At 42.5% G+C, this 15,899-nt stretch carries 15 protein-coding genes; 12 read left to right on the plus strand and 3 right to left on the minus strand.

Annotation, left to right across the window (positions count from 1 at the left end; genetic code table 11):
- Positions 1–119: 119 nt before the first annotated feature.
- The 9 genes from groL to EP57_RS10270 all read left to right on the plus strand — a co-directional run bounded on the left by groL (position 120) and on the right by EP57_RS10270 (position 10,070).
- A complete protein-coding gene (gene groL, locus EP57_RS10235) occupies positions 120–1,748 on the plus strand; it encodes a chaperonin GroEL (RefSeq protein ID WP_036086437.1) in 1,629 nt (542 codons plus the stop codon).
- 186 nt (positions 1,749–1,934) lie between these two features.
- Positions 1,935–3,170 carry a Fic family protein gene (locus EP57_RS10240; protein ID WP_036086440.1) on the plus strand — a complete coding sequence of 412 codons (1,236 nt, stop codon included), beginning with the start codon at positions 1,935–1,937 and terminating at the stop codon, positions 3,168–3,170.
- 134 nt (positions 3,171–3,304) lie between these two features.
- Entirely contained in the window at positions 3,305–3,463 is a 159-nt protein-coding gene (locus EP57_RS16975; RefSeq protein WP_159106425.1) for a hypothetical protein, read from the plus strand.
- Positions 3,464–3,490: 27 nt separating this feature from the next.
- A complete protein-coding gene (locus EP57_RS10245; protein WP_077916836.1) occupies positions 3,491–4,141 on the plus strand; it encodes a uracil-DNA glycosylase in 651 nt (216 codons plus the stop codon).
- A gap of 103 nt (positions 4,142–4,244) precedes the next feature.
- Positions 4,245–4,751, plus strand: a complete 507-nt coding sequence (locus EP57_RS10250; protein ID WP_036086443.1) for a GyrI-like domain-containing protein — start codon at positions 4,245–4,247, stop codon at positions 4,749–4,751.
- Between the two features lie 160 nt (positions 4,752–4,911).
- Positions 4,912–5,724: a formate/nitrite transporter family protein gene (locus EP57_RS10255; protein ID WP_036086445.1), complete on the plus strand. Its 813-nt coding sequence runs from the start codon at positions 4,912–4,914 to the stop codon at positions 5,722–5,724.
- 284 nt (positions 5,725–6,008) lie between these two features.
- Positions 6,009–7,580 (plus strand): ribosomal protection-like ABC-F family protein, encoded by a 1,572-nt coding sequence (gene abc-f, locus EP57_RS10260; protein ID WP_036086448.1) that lies wholly within the window; start codon positions 6,009–6,011, stop codon positions 7,578–7,580.
- A 79-nt stretch (positions 7,581–7,659) separates the two neighbouring features.
- A complete protein-coding gene (locus tag EP57_RS10265) occupies positions 7,660–8,874 on the plus strand; it encodes a GNAT family N-acetyltransferase (protein ID WP_036086450.1) in 1,215 nt (404 codons plus the stop codon).
- A 494-nt stretch (positions 8,875–9,368) separates the two neighbouring features.
- A complete protein-coding gene (locus tag EP57_RS10270) occupies positions 9,369–10,070 on the plus strand; it encodes a carbonic anhydrase (protein ID WP_036086452.1) in 702 nt (233 codons plus the stop codon).
- Between the two features lie 96 nt (positions 10,071–10,166).
- Here the strand turns inward: EP57_RS10270 and EP57_RS10275 are convergent, their stop codons facing one another.
- Entirely contained in the window at positions 10,167–10,580 is a 414-nt protein-coding gene (locus EP57_RS10275; RefSeq protein ID WP_036086454.1) for an HTH domain-containing protein, read from the minus strand.
- A gap of 93 nt (positions 10,581–10,673) precedes the next feature.
- On the opposite strand from EP57_RS10275, the gene EP57_RS10280 reads away from it, so the two are divergent.
- The 3 genes from EP57_RS10280 to EP57_RS10290 all read left to right on the plus strand — a co-directional run bounded on the left by EP57_RS10280 (position 10,674) and on the right by EP57_RS10290 (position 13,244).
- Positions 10,674–11,216 carry an HD domain-containing protein gene (locus tag EP57_RS10280; RefSeq protein ID WP_036086455.1) on the plus strand — a complete coding sequence of 181 codons (543 nt, stop codon included), beginning with the start codon at positions 10,674–10,676 and terminating at the stop codon, positions 11,214–11,216.
- A gap of 123 nt (positions 11,217–11,339) precedes the next feature.
- Entirely contained in the window at positions 11,340–12,212 is an 873-nt protein-coding gene (locus tag EP57_RS10285) for an ROK family protein (RefSeq protein ID WP_036086456.1), read from the plus strand.
- Between the two features lie 102 nt (positions 12,213–12,314).
- Entirely contained in the window at positions 12,315–13,244 is a 930-nt protein-coding gene (locus EP57_RS10290; RefSeq protein ID WP_036086763.1) for a nitronate monooxygenase, read from the plus strand.
- 47 nt (positions 13,245–13,291) lie between these two features.
- On the opposite strand, the gene argH is transcribed toward EP57_RS10290, so the two are convergent.
- Together argH and EP57_RS10300 are read right to left on the minus strand one after the other, a co-directional pair.
- Positions 13,292–14,662, minus strand: a complete 1,371-nt coding sequence (gene argH, locus EP57_RS10295; RefSeq protein WP_036086457.1) for an argininosuccinate lyase — start codon at positions 14,660–14,662, stop codon at positions 13,292–13,294.
- A gap of 3 nt (positions 14,663–14,665) precedes the next feature.
- On the minus strand, positions 14,666–15,880 hold the full coding sequence (locus EP57_RS10300) for an argininosuccinate synthase (RefSeq protein WP_036086458.1): 1,215 nt from the start codon (positions 15,878–15,880) through the stop codon (positions 14,666–14,668).
- Between the last annotated feature and the right edge of the window lie 19 nt (positions 15,881–15,899).

Genomic DNA, 15,899 nt, shown 5'->3' on the forward strand with positions numbered 1-15,899 from the left:
AGCTGAATCGGCTCGTCCAACTCCAATTTACAGAGGAGTTAGCCGATGAAGCTAGACTGCGAAACCAGGTGGCAAGGTAAATATAATTTTCAAACAATACACAAGGAGGCAAAATAAAAATGGCAAAAGATATCAAATTTAGCGAAGACGCTCGTCGCGCAATGCTTCGTGGCGTAGATCAATTAGCAAACGCAGTAAAAGTAACACTTGGACCAAAAGGACGTAACGTTGTTTTAGAAAAGAAATTTGGTTCTCCATTAATCACAAATGATGGTGTCACAATCGCGAAAGAAATCGAATTAGATGACGCTTTTGAAAATATGGGTGCAAAATTAGTATCCGAAGTAGCAAGCAAAACAAACGACGTTGCTGGAGACGGAACAACAACGGCTACTGTTTTAGCACAAGCAATGATTCAAGAAGGTCTAAAAAACGTAACAGCTGGCGCGAACCCAGTTGGCATTCGTCGCGGAATCGAAAAAGCAGTAGCAACAGCGATTACAGAACTAAAAGCCATTTCTAAGCCAATCGAAGGCAAAGAATCAATCGCTCAAGTTGCCGCTATTTCTTCTGGTGACGAAGAAGTCGGTACACTTATCGCAGAAGCAATGGAACGCGTTGGTAACGACGGCGTTATTACAATCGAAGAATCAAAAGGCTTTGCGACAGAACTTGACGTGGTAGAAGGTATGCAATTTGACCGCGGCTACTCAAGCCCTTATATGGTAACTGACCCAGACAAGATGGAAGCAGTTTTAGAAAATCCATATATCTTAATTACAGACAAGAAAATCAACAACACACAAGAAATCCTGCCAATTTTAGAGCAAGTGGTTCAACAAAATCGTCCGTTACTAATCATTGCAGAGGACGTAGAAGGCGAAGCGCAACAAACATTAGTACTAAACAAATTGCGCGGAACATTCAACGTTGTCGCTGTGAAAGCACCAGGATTCGGCGATCGTCGTAAAGCAATGCTTGAAGACATCAGCATCTTAACTGGCGGCCAAGTAATTACAGAAGAACTAGGCCTAGAATTGAAATCCACAACAATGGAACAACTAGGCAACGCTGTAAAAGTAATGGTTACAAAAGAAGCAACAACAATCGTAGAAGGCGCAGGAGACAGCACGCAAATCGCTACACGCGTCAACCAATTACGCGCACAAATGGAAGAAACAACTTCCGAGTTCGACAAAGAGAAATTACAAGAACGCCTTGCAAAACTAGCAGGTGGTGTTGCGGTAATTAAAGTCGGTGCAGCAACAGAAACAGAATTACAAGAACGTAAACTACGCATTGAAGACGCGCTAAACTCTACACGTGCAGCCGTTGAAGAAGGAATCGTATCCGGTGGTGGTACAGCCCTTGTCAATGTTTACAATAAAGTAGCAGCAATTGAAGCAACAGGCGATGAAGCAACAGGCGTAAAAATCGTTCTTCGCTCTCTAGAAGAACCAGTCCGCCAAATCGCGCATAACGCAGGCTTAGAAGGCTCCGTTATCGTAGAACGCTTGAAAAACGAAAAAATCGGCGTAGGCTTCAACGCAGCAAACGGCGAATGGGTAAACATGATCGAAGCTGGAATCGTTGACCCAACAAAAGTAACCCGTTCCGCACTACAAAACGCATCTTCTGTTGCGGCACTACTTCTAACTACAGAAGCAGTCGTAGCAGACCGTCCAGAAGAAAACGCTGGCGGCGGCGTTCCTGATATGGGAATGGGTGGTATGGGCGGCATGATGTAACTTTTTAGTTACAAACAGCGTTCAGCCAATAAAGAAGGAAGTTTTTGACGAGATGTCAGGAGCTTCCTTCTTTATTTTGCTTATTTTTCAATCCTATTCAAAAGCTCCATTTTTGATTTTACTTCCTAATCATTATCTTGTATAATTAAAAAAAGCTTCATTTTCAATTATACAGGAGGTGAAATAATGTTCAAATACAAATACCTACACAAAATTTTCAATAGGGAAGACACATCCACTTACGAAAAAGCAAAAAATGATCGATTATCCAGTTTTGGAGCTATTTGGTTAGATTTTAAAATGAAACCTTACAAATTTTCCGGTGAATTTCAGTTATTCTTTTACAACCATCCTGATATGATGAAAAAAGCAGAAACGATTATGAGTGACAGTGAAGAAATAAAGAAAATAGCTAGAGAGCTGCCAGGGATCGCGAAAGAATCCTACCAAATAAACACGCTTGTTGAAGAAATGCAGGGTACAAATGAAATCGAAGGTGTGAGAAGTTCCAAAGCGGAAATGAACGAAGGCTTGAGAAAAATTATCAAAGATGGCGCCGAACCGATTCGCCATAAGAGCCTTATCAAAAGCTATCTCAACCTGCAGAAAACAAAAATTGACCTACTAACAGCACCTAAAGATATTCGTGAAATCTATGATTATCTCGTTTACGAAGAAATTAAAGAACGTGATAAACCAGACGGCTTGCTTTTCCGCACAGACCCTTCCGAACTGGCTGGATCTACAAGTGGTAAAATTATTCACGTTAGTACGCTATCTGAACAATCGATTGAAGCTGAACTTGAGAAGTTGATTACCTTTTTAAACAGTGATATGTTGCCACAACTACACAAAGTTGCGATAGGACATTTCATTTTTGGCTATATACATCCCTTTTACGACGGAAATGGAAGGACGTCCAGGTACATTTCTAGTATCTATTTAAGACAAATCCTAGGCCCGATTACCGCATTGTCTCTATCCAAAGCGTGTAAAGACAACCTGAGAGTTTACCTCGACGCATTTGCCAATACAAACAGTTTTAAAAGCGCAGGAGACGTTACCTTTTTCATCGATTCCTTCTTTGACATCCTCATCGACGAGCAGAAAGTCATTATTGCCGATTTGAAAGAAAAGAAAGCACAACTCGCGCACATCGAAGAGACGCTCACCGGAAATGACGAACTGGATATAAAAGAAAAAGCAATGCTCTACCTACTCTTCCAAGAATACGTTTACGGCGAATTTTCCGAAGGCCTCACAAAAAAAGAAATCATCCAATTCTCGAATAAAAAAATCGCCACGGACTACTATTTCAACAAAGTAAAAGACTCACTACTCGCTAAAAAAGCAATAAAAATCACCAAACAAAAACCAATGGAACTAACAATCGAAGCAGCATATTTCGGCATGGCAAACTAAAAACAGCTCTAAATGACGACATAATCGCGGTTATCATTTAGAGTTGTTTTCATATCATGCACATCAAGAAAAAGCTGGCTTCTATTTTAAATACCAGATATACTAGAGCTATCAAACAAAGGAGTGTGTTCATTATGTGGTTTATCATCGCTTTAATTGCTGTTATTTTTGCACTCATGTTCTTCCTTCCTAGCCTAGGTAGCGGGAAACGCAAGAAATCTGATAATCAAGAACAACGTATCGAGGAGATTCGTAATCATATAAAACAAGATATGAATGGTCCGAAATATTAATCCCCCTTCAAGAAAAGAGGTACTATAGTGAAAAACGATTGGCAAGAACTGCTCCAAGTAGAACAAGAAAAGCCGTATTTCAAAGCGTTGCAAGATTTTATCGATGAAGAGTACGCAACAACGACGATTTATCCGCCGCGTGAAGCGATTTATCACGCGCTTGATTTAACGAGTTACGCGGACACTAAAGTCGTGATTTTAGGGCAAGACCCATACCACGGACCGAATCAGGCGCACGGACTCAGTTTCTCTGTTGCATCGAGCGAGGCTAAATTCCCACCCTCTGTCCGAAACATGTTTAAAGAACTAGACGCCGATTTAGGCATTTCCCGCACAGATATTAACTTAACTGATTGGGCAAAACAAGGGGTACTACTTTTAAACACCGTGCTCACCGTACAAGCAGGCAAAGCCGCGTCTCATCGCAAAAAAGGTTGGGAACAATTCACTGACGCCATCATTAAACTGTTAAACGAAAAAGAAGACCAGGTTATTTTCGTATTGTGGGGTGGCGATGCCAAGAAGAAACAGGCATTGATTACGAATCCGCAGCATAAAGTGATTACAGCTGTGCATCCAAGTCCGCTATCAGCTTACAATGGTTTTTTTGGAAGCAAGCCGTATAGTCAAATTAATCACTACTTAGAAGAAGACGGAAAAATGCCAATTTCTTGGTAAATGTCAATTTATTCATTCTTTATATGAGATTATTTTTACGATTTGTGGTATGATTTACATGATCGAAAAGAAGCAACGAAATCCCATGAAGGAGTTGATTAAAATGGCTTTATCAGCTGCACGGTTTGAAGAACATGAAGGATTTACTGCAGTTGCTTTTGTTTGGCAGGGCACTTTTGAAGAAGCGTTCCACGGTGAGGTGCACAAGACGATCAAGAAGATGCAAGCATGGGCAAAAGAGCAGGAGAGCTTGGATTTTGATAACACATTGCTCGGTATGTCTGTTCATAATTTAGAGGACGGCTTTACGCATTATTCAGCGGTAAAAGCCAACTGGAAACCAACAGATGTTCCTGAAGATATGGAATGGGTGGAAATCCCTGCACACACGTATTTTGTATGCGATCATATCGCGGGCACAGACATTAATGACACCTATAAAGAAGTCGCGAAACGGATAGAAGCACGCGACTATCGACCATATATTACAGCGGAATACCCGGTTTTTGACGAATTGCCATTTAAAATCGAGGTATATAGCATGATTGATACACCGCGCAATGAGCAAGGTTTTCATATTATGATTCCTGTTGTAAAACATTTAGAGTAAGACATAGGCCAGATAAGCAGCTTTGTAAGGGGTTGTTTATTTGGCGTTACATAAGCTAATACCTTCGTTGTTATGCATTTTTTTGTGAACTATTGAACATTTTTGCGTAACAGCAAGTTTGAACATATATCATAAAATAAAGACGAAAGAAGGGGTGTTTGTGGCGGCATATTATACACCACAAGAAACAGTAGAGGAAACGATTAAGAAGGGAATTGCGAAGGCTGAATCTTCCACGTTGACGCTTATTATTCTAGGTTTTCTAGGCGGGGCGTTTATTTCATTAGGATATTTGCTTTATATTCGTGCAGTTGGAACGATGCCGCATGAATGGGGAAGTTTCGCGACATTTATTGGGGCGAGCCTTTTTCCTGTGGGTCTTGTTTGTATTTTACTAGGTGGCGGCGAGTTGATCACGGGAAATATGATGGTTGTGGCGCTTGCTTGGTTTGATCGCAAAATTTCAATGGGGCAGTTGTTGCGAAATTGGGCGATTGTGACGATTATGAATTTCGTCGGAGCACTGGCTATTGCCTTTTTCTTCGGGCATTTCGTAGGCTTAACAGAAGGCGATTTCCTAGCAAAAACGATTGCGACAGCTGGAGCCAAAATTAAAGACCCGTTCTGGGTGGCGTTTGTATCAGGAATTGGCTGTAACTGGTTTGTTAGTATCGCGGTTTGGCTTTGCTACGCGGCGAAAGATTTTACTGGAAAAATTCTAGGGATTTGGTTCCCTGTTATGGCGTTCGTTGCGATTGGTTTCCAACACGTTGTCGCCAACATGTTTATCATTCCAGCAGCGATTTTTGCGGGAAGTTATTCATGGGGCGAATTTATCAGTAATGTGATTCCGGTTTATTTAGGAAATGTTGCGGGAGGCGCGATTTTTGTGGCCTTATTTTATTTCTTAGCTTATAAGAAAAATGCGCCGAAACAGAAAGAATTCGAAGCGAAAATCCCGGCAGAAGAATAAAACTGGGTTGACGTTTTTCAAAAAATGCGCTATGATGGAGCCAATAAATGTGAAAGAGGTGTCTTTTGGGCCGATGAAAATGTAATCCTTATTTCTTTAGAGAATTCGAATAGCTATCGAAGAACAGGCGTGAACCTGCTTTTTTGATAAACGAAATTTTTCTGGAATGGGATTGCTGTGTCCAAAATGATGCAGACGAATATGAAATGGGTTTGTTTGGCGTATTTGCGCTGACGGCTTATTTTCTTAGACTTCCTATTCTAGAATGAGTAGGAGGTTTTTTTATGTTAGCAATAGAGATACATGATGTGAAAAAAGAAATCGCAGATCGGGTTTTATTTGAAATTCCGCATTTGACGGCGAATCGAGGTCAGCGGATTGGGATTGTAGGTCGAAACGGACTCGGAAAGACGACCTTATTGGAGATATTGGCGGGTGTTGCGACGGCGGATCAAGGTGGGATAACGCGAAATGGCACGGTAGGGTACTTACCGCAAATTTTGCCGGAAGATGCACGGCTTTCTGGTGGTGAAAAAATGCGCAAAGCGGTACAGCGAATTTTGGCGGAGCAACCGAATTTGTTATTTGCCGATGAACCGACGTCCAATCTGGATGTAGACAGCGTGAAACACTTGGAGCGGCAATGGAAACGGTATGCCGGGACGCTTTTTGTGATTTCGCATGATCGGGCGTTTTTAAATGCAATTTGTACGACAATCTGGGAGCTCGACCAGCAAAAAATCACGGTTTATGCGGGGAATTACGAAGCTTACGAGACCGCAAAAGCAAAAGAACGCGACCAAGCAATGGCGGGCTACGAACAATACAATGCGAAGAAAAAACAATTAGAAGAAGCCAAATCCCATCGTGAAAAAACAGCACATGGCTTGAGAACGCCAAACAAACGCTTCAATTCAAAAGAAATTCGAAGCGCCAAACCTGGTAAAGGCGTGCAAGAAAAGAAGCAACACAAGCTCGTCAAAGCCATCGACCAACGCATCGAACGCCTAGAAAAAGTCGACAAACCGTTCCAACAAAAATCGATTAAAATAACACTTCCCGAAGCTAATCAAATCAAACAAGGCAACACCGTCATCCGCGCCACACAATTAGCCGCCAAAGCTGGCAAGCGAGCTTTATTCTCAGACGCCACATTCAGCCTAAAAAGCGGTGAAAAAATCGCCCTTATCGGCAAAAATGCAAGTGGCAAAACAACATTCTTACGCCAAGTCATTGCGGGAAACGTAGCTATTCAACTCGGTGAAAAAGTCAAAATCGGTTATTTTGATCAGCAATTAAAGCAAGTCGATTTAACGAAAACACTATGGGAAAACATTCAAGCAGTTAGCGTTCACGATGACCAAATGAATCGAGATTGCCTCGGTAGTTTGCAATTTACAGCAGACGATTTACCGAAAGACACGAACGTTTTATCTGGCGGCGAACGAGTGAAGTTAGCGCTTGCCATGATTCTTTTAAGCGATGCGAACGTTCTGATTTTGGATGAGCCGACGAATTATTTGGATATTAACGCCATGAAAGCATTGGAAGAGCTGATTTCGGGCTACTCTGGCACCGTTTTATTCGTTTCGCATGACCGAACTTTTGTACGAAAAGTAGCGACGAATTTGTTAGTTTTAGAAGATGAGAAATTGCAGTTATTTGCGGGAAACTATGCGGAATGGGAAGACGCAAAGCAAACGAAAACAACGCGTGTGCAAGAGGATACCTTGCTTTTGGAATTGGAAATGTCGGCAATCGCTGCGAAATTAATGGAACCACGATTGAAAGCGGCCGAAAAAGCAGAATTAGAGCAGCGATATCAAGAAGTTGCCGCGAAACGCAAGATAAGGTAATTGCAGAAACAGGTGCTTTCCGTGTACAATGGAGTAGATAAATACACATTGTATATATTTTAGGAGAGAGGTAGAAACTATGGGACAGCAGGATGTCCAAGAACGTTTAGAGATGAAAAAATTAGGCATGGAGCATTTGGCGCAGTTCAATGAATTGTTGCGTTACGTGTTTCAAGTGACCAATCAGGACCTTCAAGAAGTTGGCTGGGAGGAAGACGAAATCGAGCAGGCAAAGCGCCCAGTCTTGCGTAAAGCAGATGTGGTAGGTTGGTTTGACGGTGACAAACTTGTTTCCCAAATGGCAGTGTACCCCATGCAAGTCAATATTTTTGGAGAAATATATAAAATGGGTGGCGTTACGGGCGTTGGAACGTATCCGGAGTATGCGAACTTCGGTTTAATGCACCGCTTGATGCGTCAGAGTTTAAAAGAGATGCGCGACCGGGAGCAGACGATTTCGTATTTGTATCCTTATTCAATTCCATACTATCGCCGTAAAGGTTGGGAAATCATTTCGGATGTGATGACATTTTCGATTAAAGATACCCAACTTCCTGAAAATGTTCCAGTGAGCGGGATGGTGGAACGTTTAGATATTGAACACGAAGATGTTTTAAAAACATATAATCGTTTCGCCCAAAATCAGCACGTCGCGATGATTCGTGATTCGCTAGCATGGGAAGAATACTGGCGCTGGGAACGTGAAGAAATGATTGCCGCTGTGTATTACGATGAAGCTGGAGAGCCACAAGGTTTTATGTATTACTGGATTGCCGATGATATTTTTCATATGAAAGAAATGGTGTATTTAACGCGAGAAGCAAGACATGGCTTGTGGAACTTCATTAGCGCGCACTTTTCAATGGTGACACATGTGAAGGGCAAATTATATACGAGCGAGCCAATTGCGTTCTTAATGGAAGATAGCGATATTACAGAAACGATTCACCCGTATTATATGGCGCGAATTGTCGATGTCGAAGGATTTTTCAAGAAATACCCATTCTTAGAAAAACAAGCAGACTTCCATTTTGTTGTAACGGATAGTTTATTGGAATGGAATCAAGGCATCTTTCATTTTCAGTGGGATGCAGGCGGCAATGTAGTGCTTGGAAAAGAAGCACACGGCGAGGCTGTAGAGATTGATATCCAGACATTAACAACAATGTTCTTCGGCTATAAACGTCCCAAATATTTACGCAAAATTGGCCGAATTATAGCCAGCGACGCGACAATTAAGCAATTAGAAAAAATGATTCCGAATGAGACGCCTTACTTTTCGGACTACTTCTAAAATAGCTCAGCGTGTCGACAAATACCCATTTTCGTCGTTAAAAGCTCTGTTCCGATGCTCTTCTACGCTGCGCTACGCATAACTTCTCACATGGTCGAGGATACGACTCTCTCCCTGTTTTCAGTCAACGTACTCTAGTACGCTCCGCTTTGTTGGAACTGTTCGACGTGAAACGAGTTACAGTTCCAATATAAGCGTGAACGAAGTGAGGGGTTAGTCCTTGCCTAGAAACTGGGCATTTGTCGACACGCTGAGGTTTGTAGGCACGGACAGGTTTTTTATTTAAGATATAGTTTTTATAGCCTGACATCCGCATTTTTGCGGGTGTTTTTCATTTTATTTTCTAATTCCGAGAAAACATACTGGAATTTTCATAGATTTTCAGTATAATAAAAAGAACATAAAAATATTACTTGGAGAAATGTTAACGGAATATTCACTTAGTAATACGACAGAACGAAGCGCAATTTTTAAGGAGAAATGAGGAATGGTACATGTCAGAACCGCTTGTGAAGTGGTCCTATCAAGGGGATAAAGGGCCACATTATTGGGGACATATTTGCGATGAGTACGAGATTGCAAAGTCAGGAAAAAATCAGTCACCAGTAGATATTCACATGGAGAAAGTAATGGAAGTACAAGAAAGTTTACCGCTTGAATTAAACTATAAACCAACAACATATACGGTAAGACGCGTGGAAAATTCAGTACATCTTTTTCCAGAAAACAAGGAGCAAGGCTTGACCTTTAATGGCAAAAGGTACAATTTGATTGCTTTTCACGGGCATATCCCGAGTGAGCACACGCTAAATCAGGAATATTTCGCGATTGAATGGCATTTGGTGCACATGAATGAAGCAGGAGAGCGCCTTGTGTTAGCGATTTGGATGGACGAGGAATTAGAAGGCAGTGATTTTGGCGAATTAGCTGAGATTTTCCCGCAAGTGTTTGCCAATTTCGGCATTGAAAAACAGATTTCTTTAGATGTTTCGAACCTATTGCCAGAGAAACGAGCGTATTTTACGTACCATGGTTCTTTGACGACACCGCCAACATTTGAAGGTGTGACATGGATTGTGCTACGCGAAGCTACAACGATTTCACAAGAAGATTTCGCGGCGTTTCAAGAGGTCATTCAAGATACGAATCGACCGTTGCAAGCGTTAAATGATCGTGATATTCATCATAGTGCCTAAATTAAGCATTTGGGATACAGTATTATAGATAAAATAAGCCAAGCCTCGATTTTGTTTGAGACTTGGCTTATTTTATGATTTATATTTTCATCTTTCTTAATCGGCCTCTACACGGTAGGATTCTTTTAGTACGAAATGGAGCAACATAAATCGCATTCCCATGTGGTATTTTTTCTCTATAGAAAGGGAGCTGGGATCACTGATAAAATTTTTCATTTCAACTGGAGTAATTTCTGCGTACAATGCAAGTGCTTCAATGCTCAAATCGAAATAATGCATGAACCCATCGATAACGCCTGATAATTTAGTGTCATCGCTCGTTGCATCGAGAGCCCCTACCAAGAAAGGTAGTGCATATTCTGCATGATTTGTTTGATCAGTGTAGTGAGACATATAATCGTCATCCAATGTTGTTATATCAAGGCCTAATAATTTTGAAATGGTACCCTCGTTAAGTCTGTACTTATCTTTTAGTATGGCAACTCCTGATGGGATGGTTCCGTCATACAAGATGTTCAACTCCTTTTATAATAATTTGATTTTATGATATCCTAATGATACCATGAAAAATAAATGAAGTCTCAGGGATGGAGGAATTAAAAAATGTATCAGCGGGCAAGTGAGTTTGCAGAGAAAGCGCATCGTGGGCAGCGTCGTAAAATAACTGGTGAGCCGTATTTTTCGCATCCGCGTAATGTGGCTAATTTGTTGCGGAATGCGGGATTTCGTGAGGAAGTTGTGGCTGCTGGTTTTTTGCACGATGTGGTGGAGGATACACCTGTGACGCTGGACGAGATTAGAACTGCTTTTGGGGAGGATGTCGCGCGTTTAGTGGCTTCGCATACGGAAGATAAGTCAAAAACATGGGAAGAACGTAAAAAACATACGATTGAAACGGCACGCACTGGAACGCTTGAAGAAAAGGCGATTATTGTTGCGGATAAATTGGATAATTTGCAGTCTGTTAAATATGCGCTAAGCTCTGAGGGAAACAAGGTTTGGAGCTATTTTAACCGTGGCTATGATTTGCAAAAGTGGTACAATGAAGGGGTTGTCGCGAATATGTATGCTGGTTTGGAAGAAGATGAGATTCCGGCGTTTTTTAGAACGTATGAACGGTTATGTCGATGGATGTTTCGGAAGTAAAATTTTTGTTTGAAATAACTGATAAATTAGGTATATGTAATTAAAATGATGAGTTTTTAGACAACTACTCACGAAAGTATGCTAGAATGAAAACGATAACATTATGATGTGAGGAGTGGAATTATGGTTTTTGGAGCAGTGGAAGCTGGTGGGACGAAGTTTGTGGTGGCGATTGGTGATGAAACGGGGAAAGTAATTAAGCGGGAAACGTATCCGACGACGGAACCTGGAGAGACAATGAAGTATGTGGAGCAATTTTTCAAGCAGTATGAGGATGAGCTGGAGGCGATTGGTGTTGGGTCGTTTGGTCCGATTGATGTGCGTAAATCGAGCCCTACATATGGTTATATTACGTCGACGCCGAAGCTCGCATGGCGTAATTATGATATTGTTGGTGCGCTGAAAAATGCGTTTCATGTGCCGATTGGTTTTACGACGGATGTGAACGCGGCGGCGCTTGGGGAAGTGACGCTTGGTGCGGCAGAAGGGCTGTCGAGTTGTATGTACATTACGATTGGTACTGGGATTGGTGCTGGTGCGGTTGTGAATGGCAAAATGTTAGAAGGTTACTCGCATCCGGAAATGGGACATATTATGGTCCGTCGTCACAAACATGATCGCTATACAGGAAATTGCCCATATCATGATGATTGTTTGGAAGGTCTGGCAGCAGGCGGTGCTATTGAAAAACGCTGGGGCAAAAAGGCGGTAGAGCTTGCAGATAATGAAGAAGTTTGGAATTTGGAAGCGCATTATATTGCACAGGCATTGATGAACTACAGTTTGATTTTGTCCCCTGAACGCATTGTTATTGGCGGTGGCGTGATGAAACAGCGTCAAGTATTCCCACTTGTTCGCCAAAAGTTGAAGACATTGATCGCAGGCTACATTCAATTGCCAGATTTAGAGGAATACATCGTTCCGCCGAAGCTAGAAGATGACGCGGGAATTACAGGCTGTATTTTACTAGCGATACAGACAAAACAAGAAAATTAATTTTAGCGGGGAAACAATCATTTTGCAGTCAGGTGGTTGTTTTTTCGTGTGTATTGTGAGAAGATGTACATGGAAATGACTGATGTATCGGAGGAAAAAACAATGTCAATAACACAATTGCTTCATATTAAATACCCTATTATGCAAGGCGCGATGGCCCAAATTGCAAAGGCGCCACTTGTTGCAGCTGTATCGAACGCTGGCGGACTTGGAATTATCGCGTCAGGCGGGATGAGCGCGGAGGAGTTGCGTGCTGAGATTCGCAAAACAAAAGAACTGACAGACAAACCGTTTGGCGTCAACTTAATGTTGATGATGACGAATATCGCCGAACTGACGACGGTGATTATTGAAGAAGACGTAAAAGTAGTAACAACTGGTGCGGGGACGCCAAAAACATATATGCCGATTTGGAAAGAAGCTGGAATTATCGTTATTCCTGTCGTTCCTTCGGTGATGATTGCGCGTAAAATGGAACAACTAGGCGCGGATGCGGTTGTCGCAGAGGGCACAGAAGCAGGCGGGCATGTTGGCGAAACAACGACGATGGCTTTGTTACCACAAGTGGTAGATGCTGTTTCGATTCCGGTTATTGCAGCAGGCGGAATTGGTGACGGACGCGGGATTGCAGCAGCTTTTGCATTGGGCGCTCAAGGGGTTCAAATTGGTACGCGTTTCCTAGCAACCGATGAATGCCCAGTCCATGAGAACTTCAAGCTGGCGTGTCTGAAAGCAAAAGACCGCGATACAGTTGTGACGGGACGCCGAAATGGTGCACCAGTCCGCAGTATTAAAAACAAGATGATTAAAGAATACCAACGTCTAGAAGACGAGAACGTAGACCGCGATGTTTTAGAAGAACTGACACTTGGATCATTGCGCAAGGCGGTTCAAGAAGGCGACACAGAAAACGGTTCGGTTATGGCTGGTCAAATTACAGGTCTAATCAACGAAATAAAACCGGTAGATGCGCTGATTCAAGAAATGATGGCCCAAGCAACAACGACGGCAAGTCAGCTTGCAATTAAATAAAAATAAGATTGGATGCCAAATACATGATTCGGCGTCCAATCTTATTTTTATAAGCTTTGTTTTGCTTTTTTAATCATCGCTTTAATTTGCTCAAAACCTGTACCACCGTAAGAATTCCGTTTAGCAACGGCGGTGTGTGATGTGAGCGCATCATAAATATCGTCCTCAATCACAGGCTGAATCGCTTGATAATCCGCGAGTTTAACATCTTGTAAATAGATGCCTTTTTGCGTGCAGTCCAGTACGAGTTTACCGACAATTTCGTGCGCCTCACGGAATGGCACGCCTTTTTTCGCTAAATAATCAGCAAGTTCGGTCGCATTTGAAAAATCCTTCTGCGTCGCGTTTTCCATCACGGCTTCATTTACTTTCATCGTCTCAATCATACCTGCAAAAATATCAAGACTTGTCTTCACCGTATGCACCGTGTCAAACATACCTTCTTTATCTTCCTGCAAATCTTTGTTATAAGCGAGCGGCAAGCCTTTAAGAACCGTCAGCAAACCGAACAAATTCCCGTAAACACGCCCCGTCTTACCACGAATCAATTCCGCCATATCAGGATTTTTCTTTTGCGGCATGATGCTGCTTCCCGTCGCAAACGCATCAATCAACTCCACAAATTGAAACTCATGGCTCGTCCACAAAATCAATTCCTCACAAAACCGCGATAAATGCGTCATCAACAAGGCACTATTGCTCAAAAATTCAATAATAAAATCGCGGTCACTAACCCCGTCCAAACTATTATCATAAATCGCATCAAATCCAAGCAATTCTGCACTGTACGCCCGATCAATCGGAAACGTAGTCCCAGCAAGCGCGGCACATCCAAGCGGCGAAATATCAATCCGCTTCATGCTCTCCGTCAAACGCTCCAAATCACGACTAAACATCCCGTAATACGCAAGCAAGTGATGCGCAAAAGAAATCGGCTGTGCGTGCTGCAAATGCGTATAGCCCGGCATAATCGTCTCGACATGCTGCTCCGCCTTGGAAACCAACACCGTCCGAAGATGCGATAACGAAACAATAATCTCCGTCACAGCCTCCTTCAAATAAAGATGCATATCCGTCGCCACTTGGTCATTCCGACTCCGCGCCGTATGTAATTTCCCGGCAACAGGCCCAATCTCCTCATGTAGCAACTTCTCCATATTCAAATGAATGTCCTCATTTACCACGCTGAATTCCAAGTCACCCGTCGCCAGTTTCACCGCCAAAGCTTGCAGTCCAGACGTGATTTGCGCCGCTTCCTCCTCAGAAATAATCCCGCATTTGCCAAGCATCGCCACATGCGCCAAACTTCCCGTAATATCTTGTTTCGCTAATTTCGCGTCAAAAGAAATCGAGGCGCCGAATTCATCAATCCACGCCTCACTTTTTCCTTGAAAACGACCGCCCCATAGTTTTTCCATGTATTACACCTCGGTTTTCGTAGTTAATTTCGCATTGACTTCCGCACTAACTTTCGTTGGCAAGCCCCATAGTTTGATAAAACCAACTGCCGCATCTTGATCGAACGTGTCCGCCGATGTATACGTCGCCAAGTTCTCGTCATACAGCGAGTTCGGTGATTTTCTACCTTCCACAATCGCATGCCCTTTGAAAAGTTTCATCCGAATCGTGCCGTTGACGTATTTTTGCGTGTCTTTTAAGAAGGCAACGAGAGAGCTTGTAAGCGGTGAGTACCATAGCGCATTGTAAATGACTTCGCTGATTTTTTGTTCGATTACTGGTTTGAAATGCGCGACTTCACGAACGAACGTCAAATCTTCCAGTTCTTTATGCGCCGTAATTAAAGCAACAGCGGCTGGGCATTCGTAAACTTCCCGTGATTTAATGCCAACAAGACGATTTTCAATATGATCGATACGTCCAACGCCATGTGCGCCTGCGATACCGTTTAGTTTTTGGATAAGTGTCGCAAGGCTTAATTGTTCGCCATTTAAAGCAACAGGAACGCCCGCTAAAAATTCAATTTCGATGATTTCCGGTGTATCTGGCGTATTTTCTAAAGCTGCCGTCAAGTCATACGCCGCTTCTGGTGGAGCTGCCCATGGATCTTCTAGTACGCCGCATTCGTTAGAACGACCCCACAAGTTTTGATCGATAGAAAATGGGTTGTCTAAATCAATCGGAACTGGAATGTTATGTTTTTGTGCATATGCGATTTCTTCTTCCCGCGACCATTTCCAGTCACGAACAGGAGCTACTACTTTCAAATCCGGTGCCAGTGCATGGATCGCCACTTCGAAACGAACTTGGTCATTTCCTTTTCCGGTGCAACCGTGCGCGATAGCTGTAGCGCCTTCTTGTCTAGCCACTTCCACAAGTTTCTTCGCAATGAGTGGACGAGACAATGCCGAAATCAATGGATATTTACCTTCATAATAAGCATGAGCTTGTAGAGCAATCAACGCAAAATCTTCTGCAAATTCTTCTTTGGCATCAATTGTATAAGAAGCCGTGGCACCAACTTGAATCGCTTTATCTTTAATGAATTCTAAATCTTTGCCTTCTCCAACATCTAAACAGCACGCGATCACATCATAATTTCCTTCTACTAACCACTGAATCGCAACGGAGGTATCTAACCCACCGGAATACGCAAGAACGATTTTTTCTTTTGTCATCTCTACATCCCCTTTTATT

The sequence above is a fragment of the Listeria booriae genome, from assembly GCF_000766865.1.
In the GTDB taxonomy this organism is placed as follows: Bacteria; Bacillota; Bacilli; order Lactobacillales; family Listeriaceae; genus Listeria_A; species Listeria_A booriae.

Excerpts from the sequence above, each read along its gene's own strand:
- groL (WP_036086437.1), top strand. The coding sequence starts at position 120 with ATGGCAAAAGATATCAAATTTAGCGAAGACGCTCGTCGCGCAATGCTT.
- EP57_RS10240 (WP_036086440.1), top strand. The coding sequence starts at position 1,935 with ATGTTCAAATACAAATACCTACACAAAATTTTCAATAGGGAAGACACA.
- EP57_RS16975 (WP_159106425.1), top strand. The coding sequence starts at position 3,305 with ATGTGGTTTATCATCGCTTTAATTGCTGTTATTTTTGCACTCATGTTC.
- EP57_RS10250 (WP_036086443.1), top strand. The coding sequence starts at position 4,245 with ATGGCTTTATCAGCTGCACGGTTTGAAGAACATGAAGGATTTACTGCA.
- abc-f (WP_036086448.1), top strand. The coding sequence starts at position 6,009 with ATGTTAGCAATAGAGATACATGATGTGAAAAAAGAAATCGCAGATCGG.
- EP57_RS10265 (WP_036086450.1), top strand. The coding sequence starts at position 7,660 with ATGGGACAGCAGGATGTCCAAGAACGTTTAGAGATGAAAAAATTAGGC.
- EP57_RS10270 (WP_036086452.1), top strand. The coding sequence starts at position 9,369 with ATGTCAGAACCGCTTGTGAAGTGGTCCTATCAAGGGGATAAAGGGCCA.
- EP57_RS10280 (WP_036086455.1), top strand. The coding sequence starts at position 10,674 with ATGTATCAGCGGGCAAGTGAGTTTGCAGAGAAAGCGCATCGTGGGCAG.
- EP57_RS10285 (WP_036086456.1), top strand. The coding sequence starts at position 11,340 with ATGGTTTTTGGAGCAGTGGAAGCTGGTGGGACGAAGTTTGTGGTGGCG.
- EP57_RS10290 (WP_036086763.1), top strand. The coding sequence starts at position 12,315 with ATGTCAATAACACAATTGCTTCATATTAAATACCCTATTATGCAAGGC.
- argH (WP_036086457.1), bottom strand. The coding sequence starts at position 14,662 with ATGGAAAAACTATGGGGCGGTCGTTTTCAAGGAAAAAGTGAGGCGTGG.
- EP57_RS10300 (WP_036086458.1), bottom strand. The coding sequence starts at position 15,880 with ATGACAAAAGAAAAAATCGTTCTTGCGTATTCCGGTGGGTTAGATACC.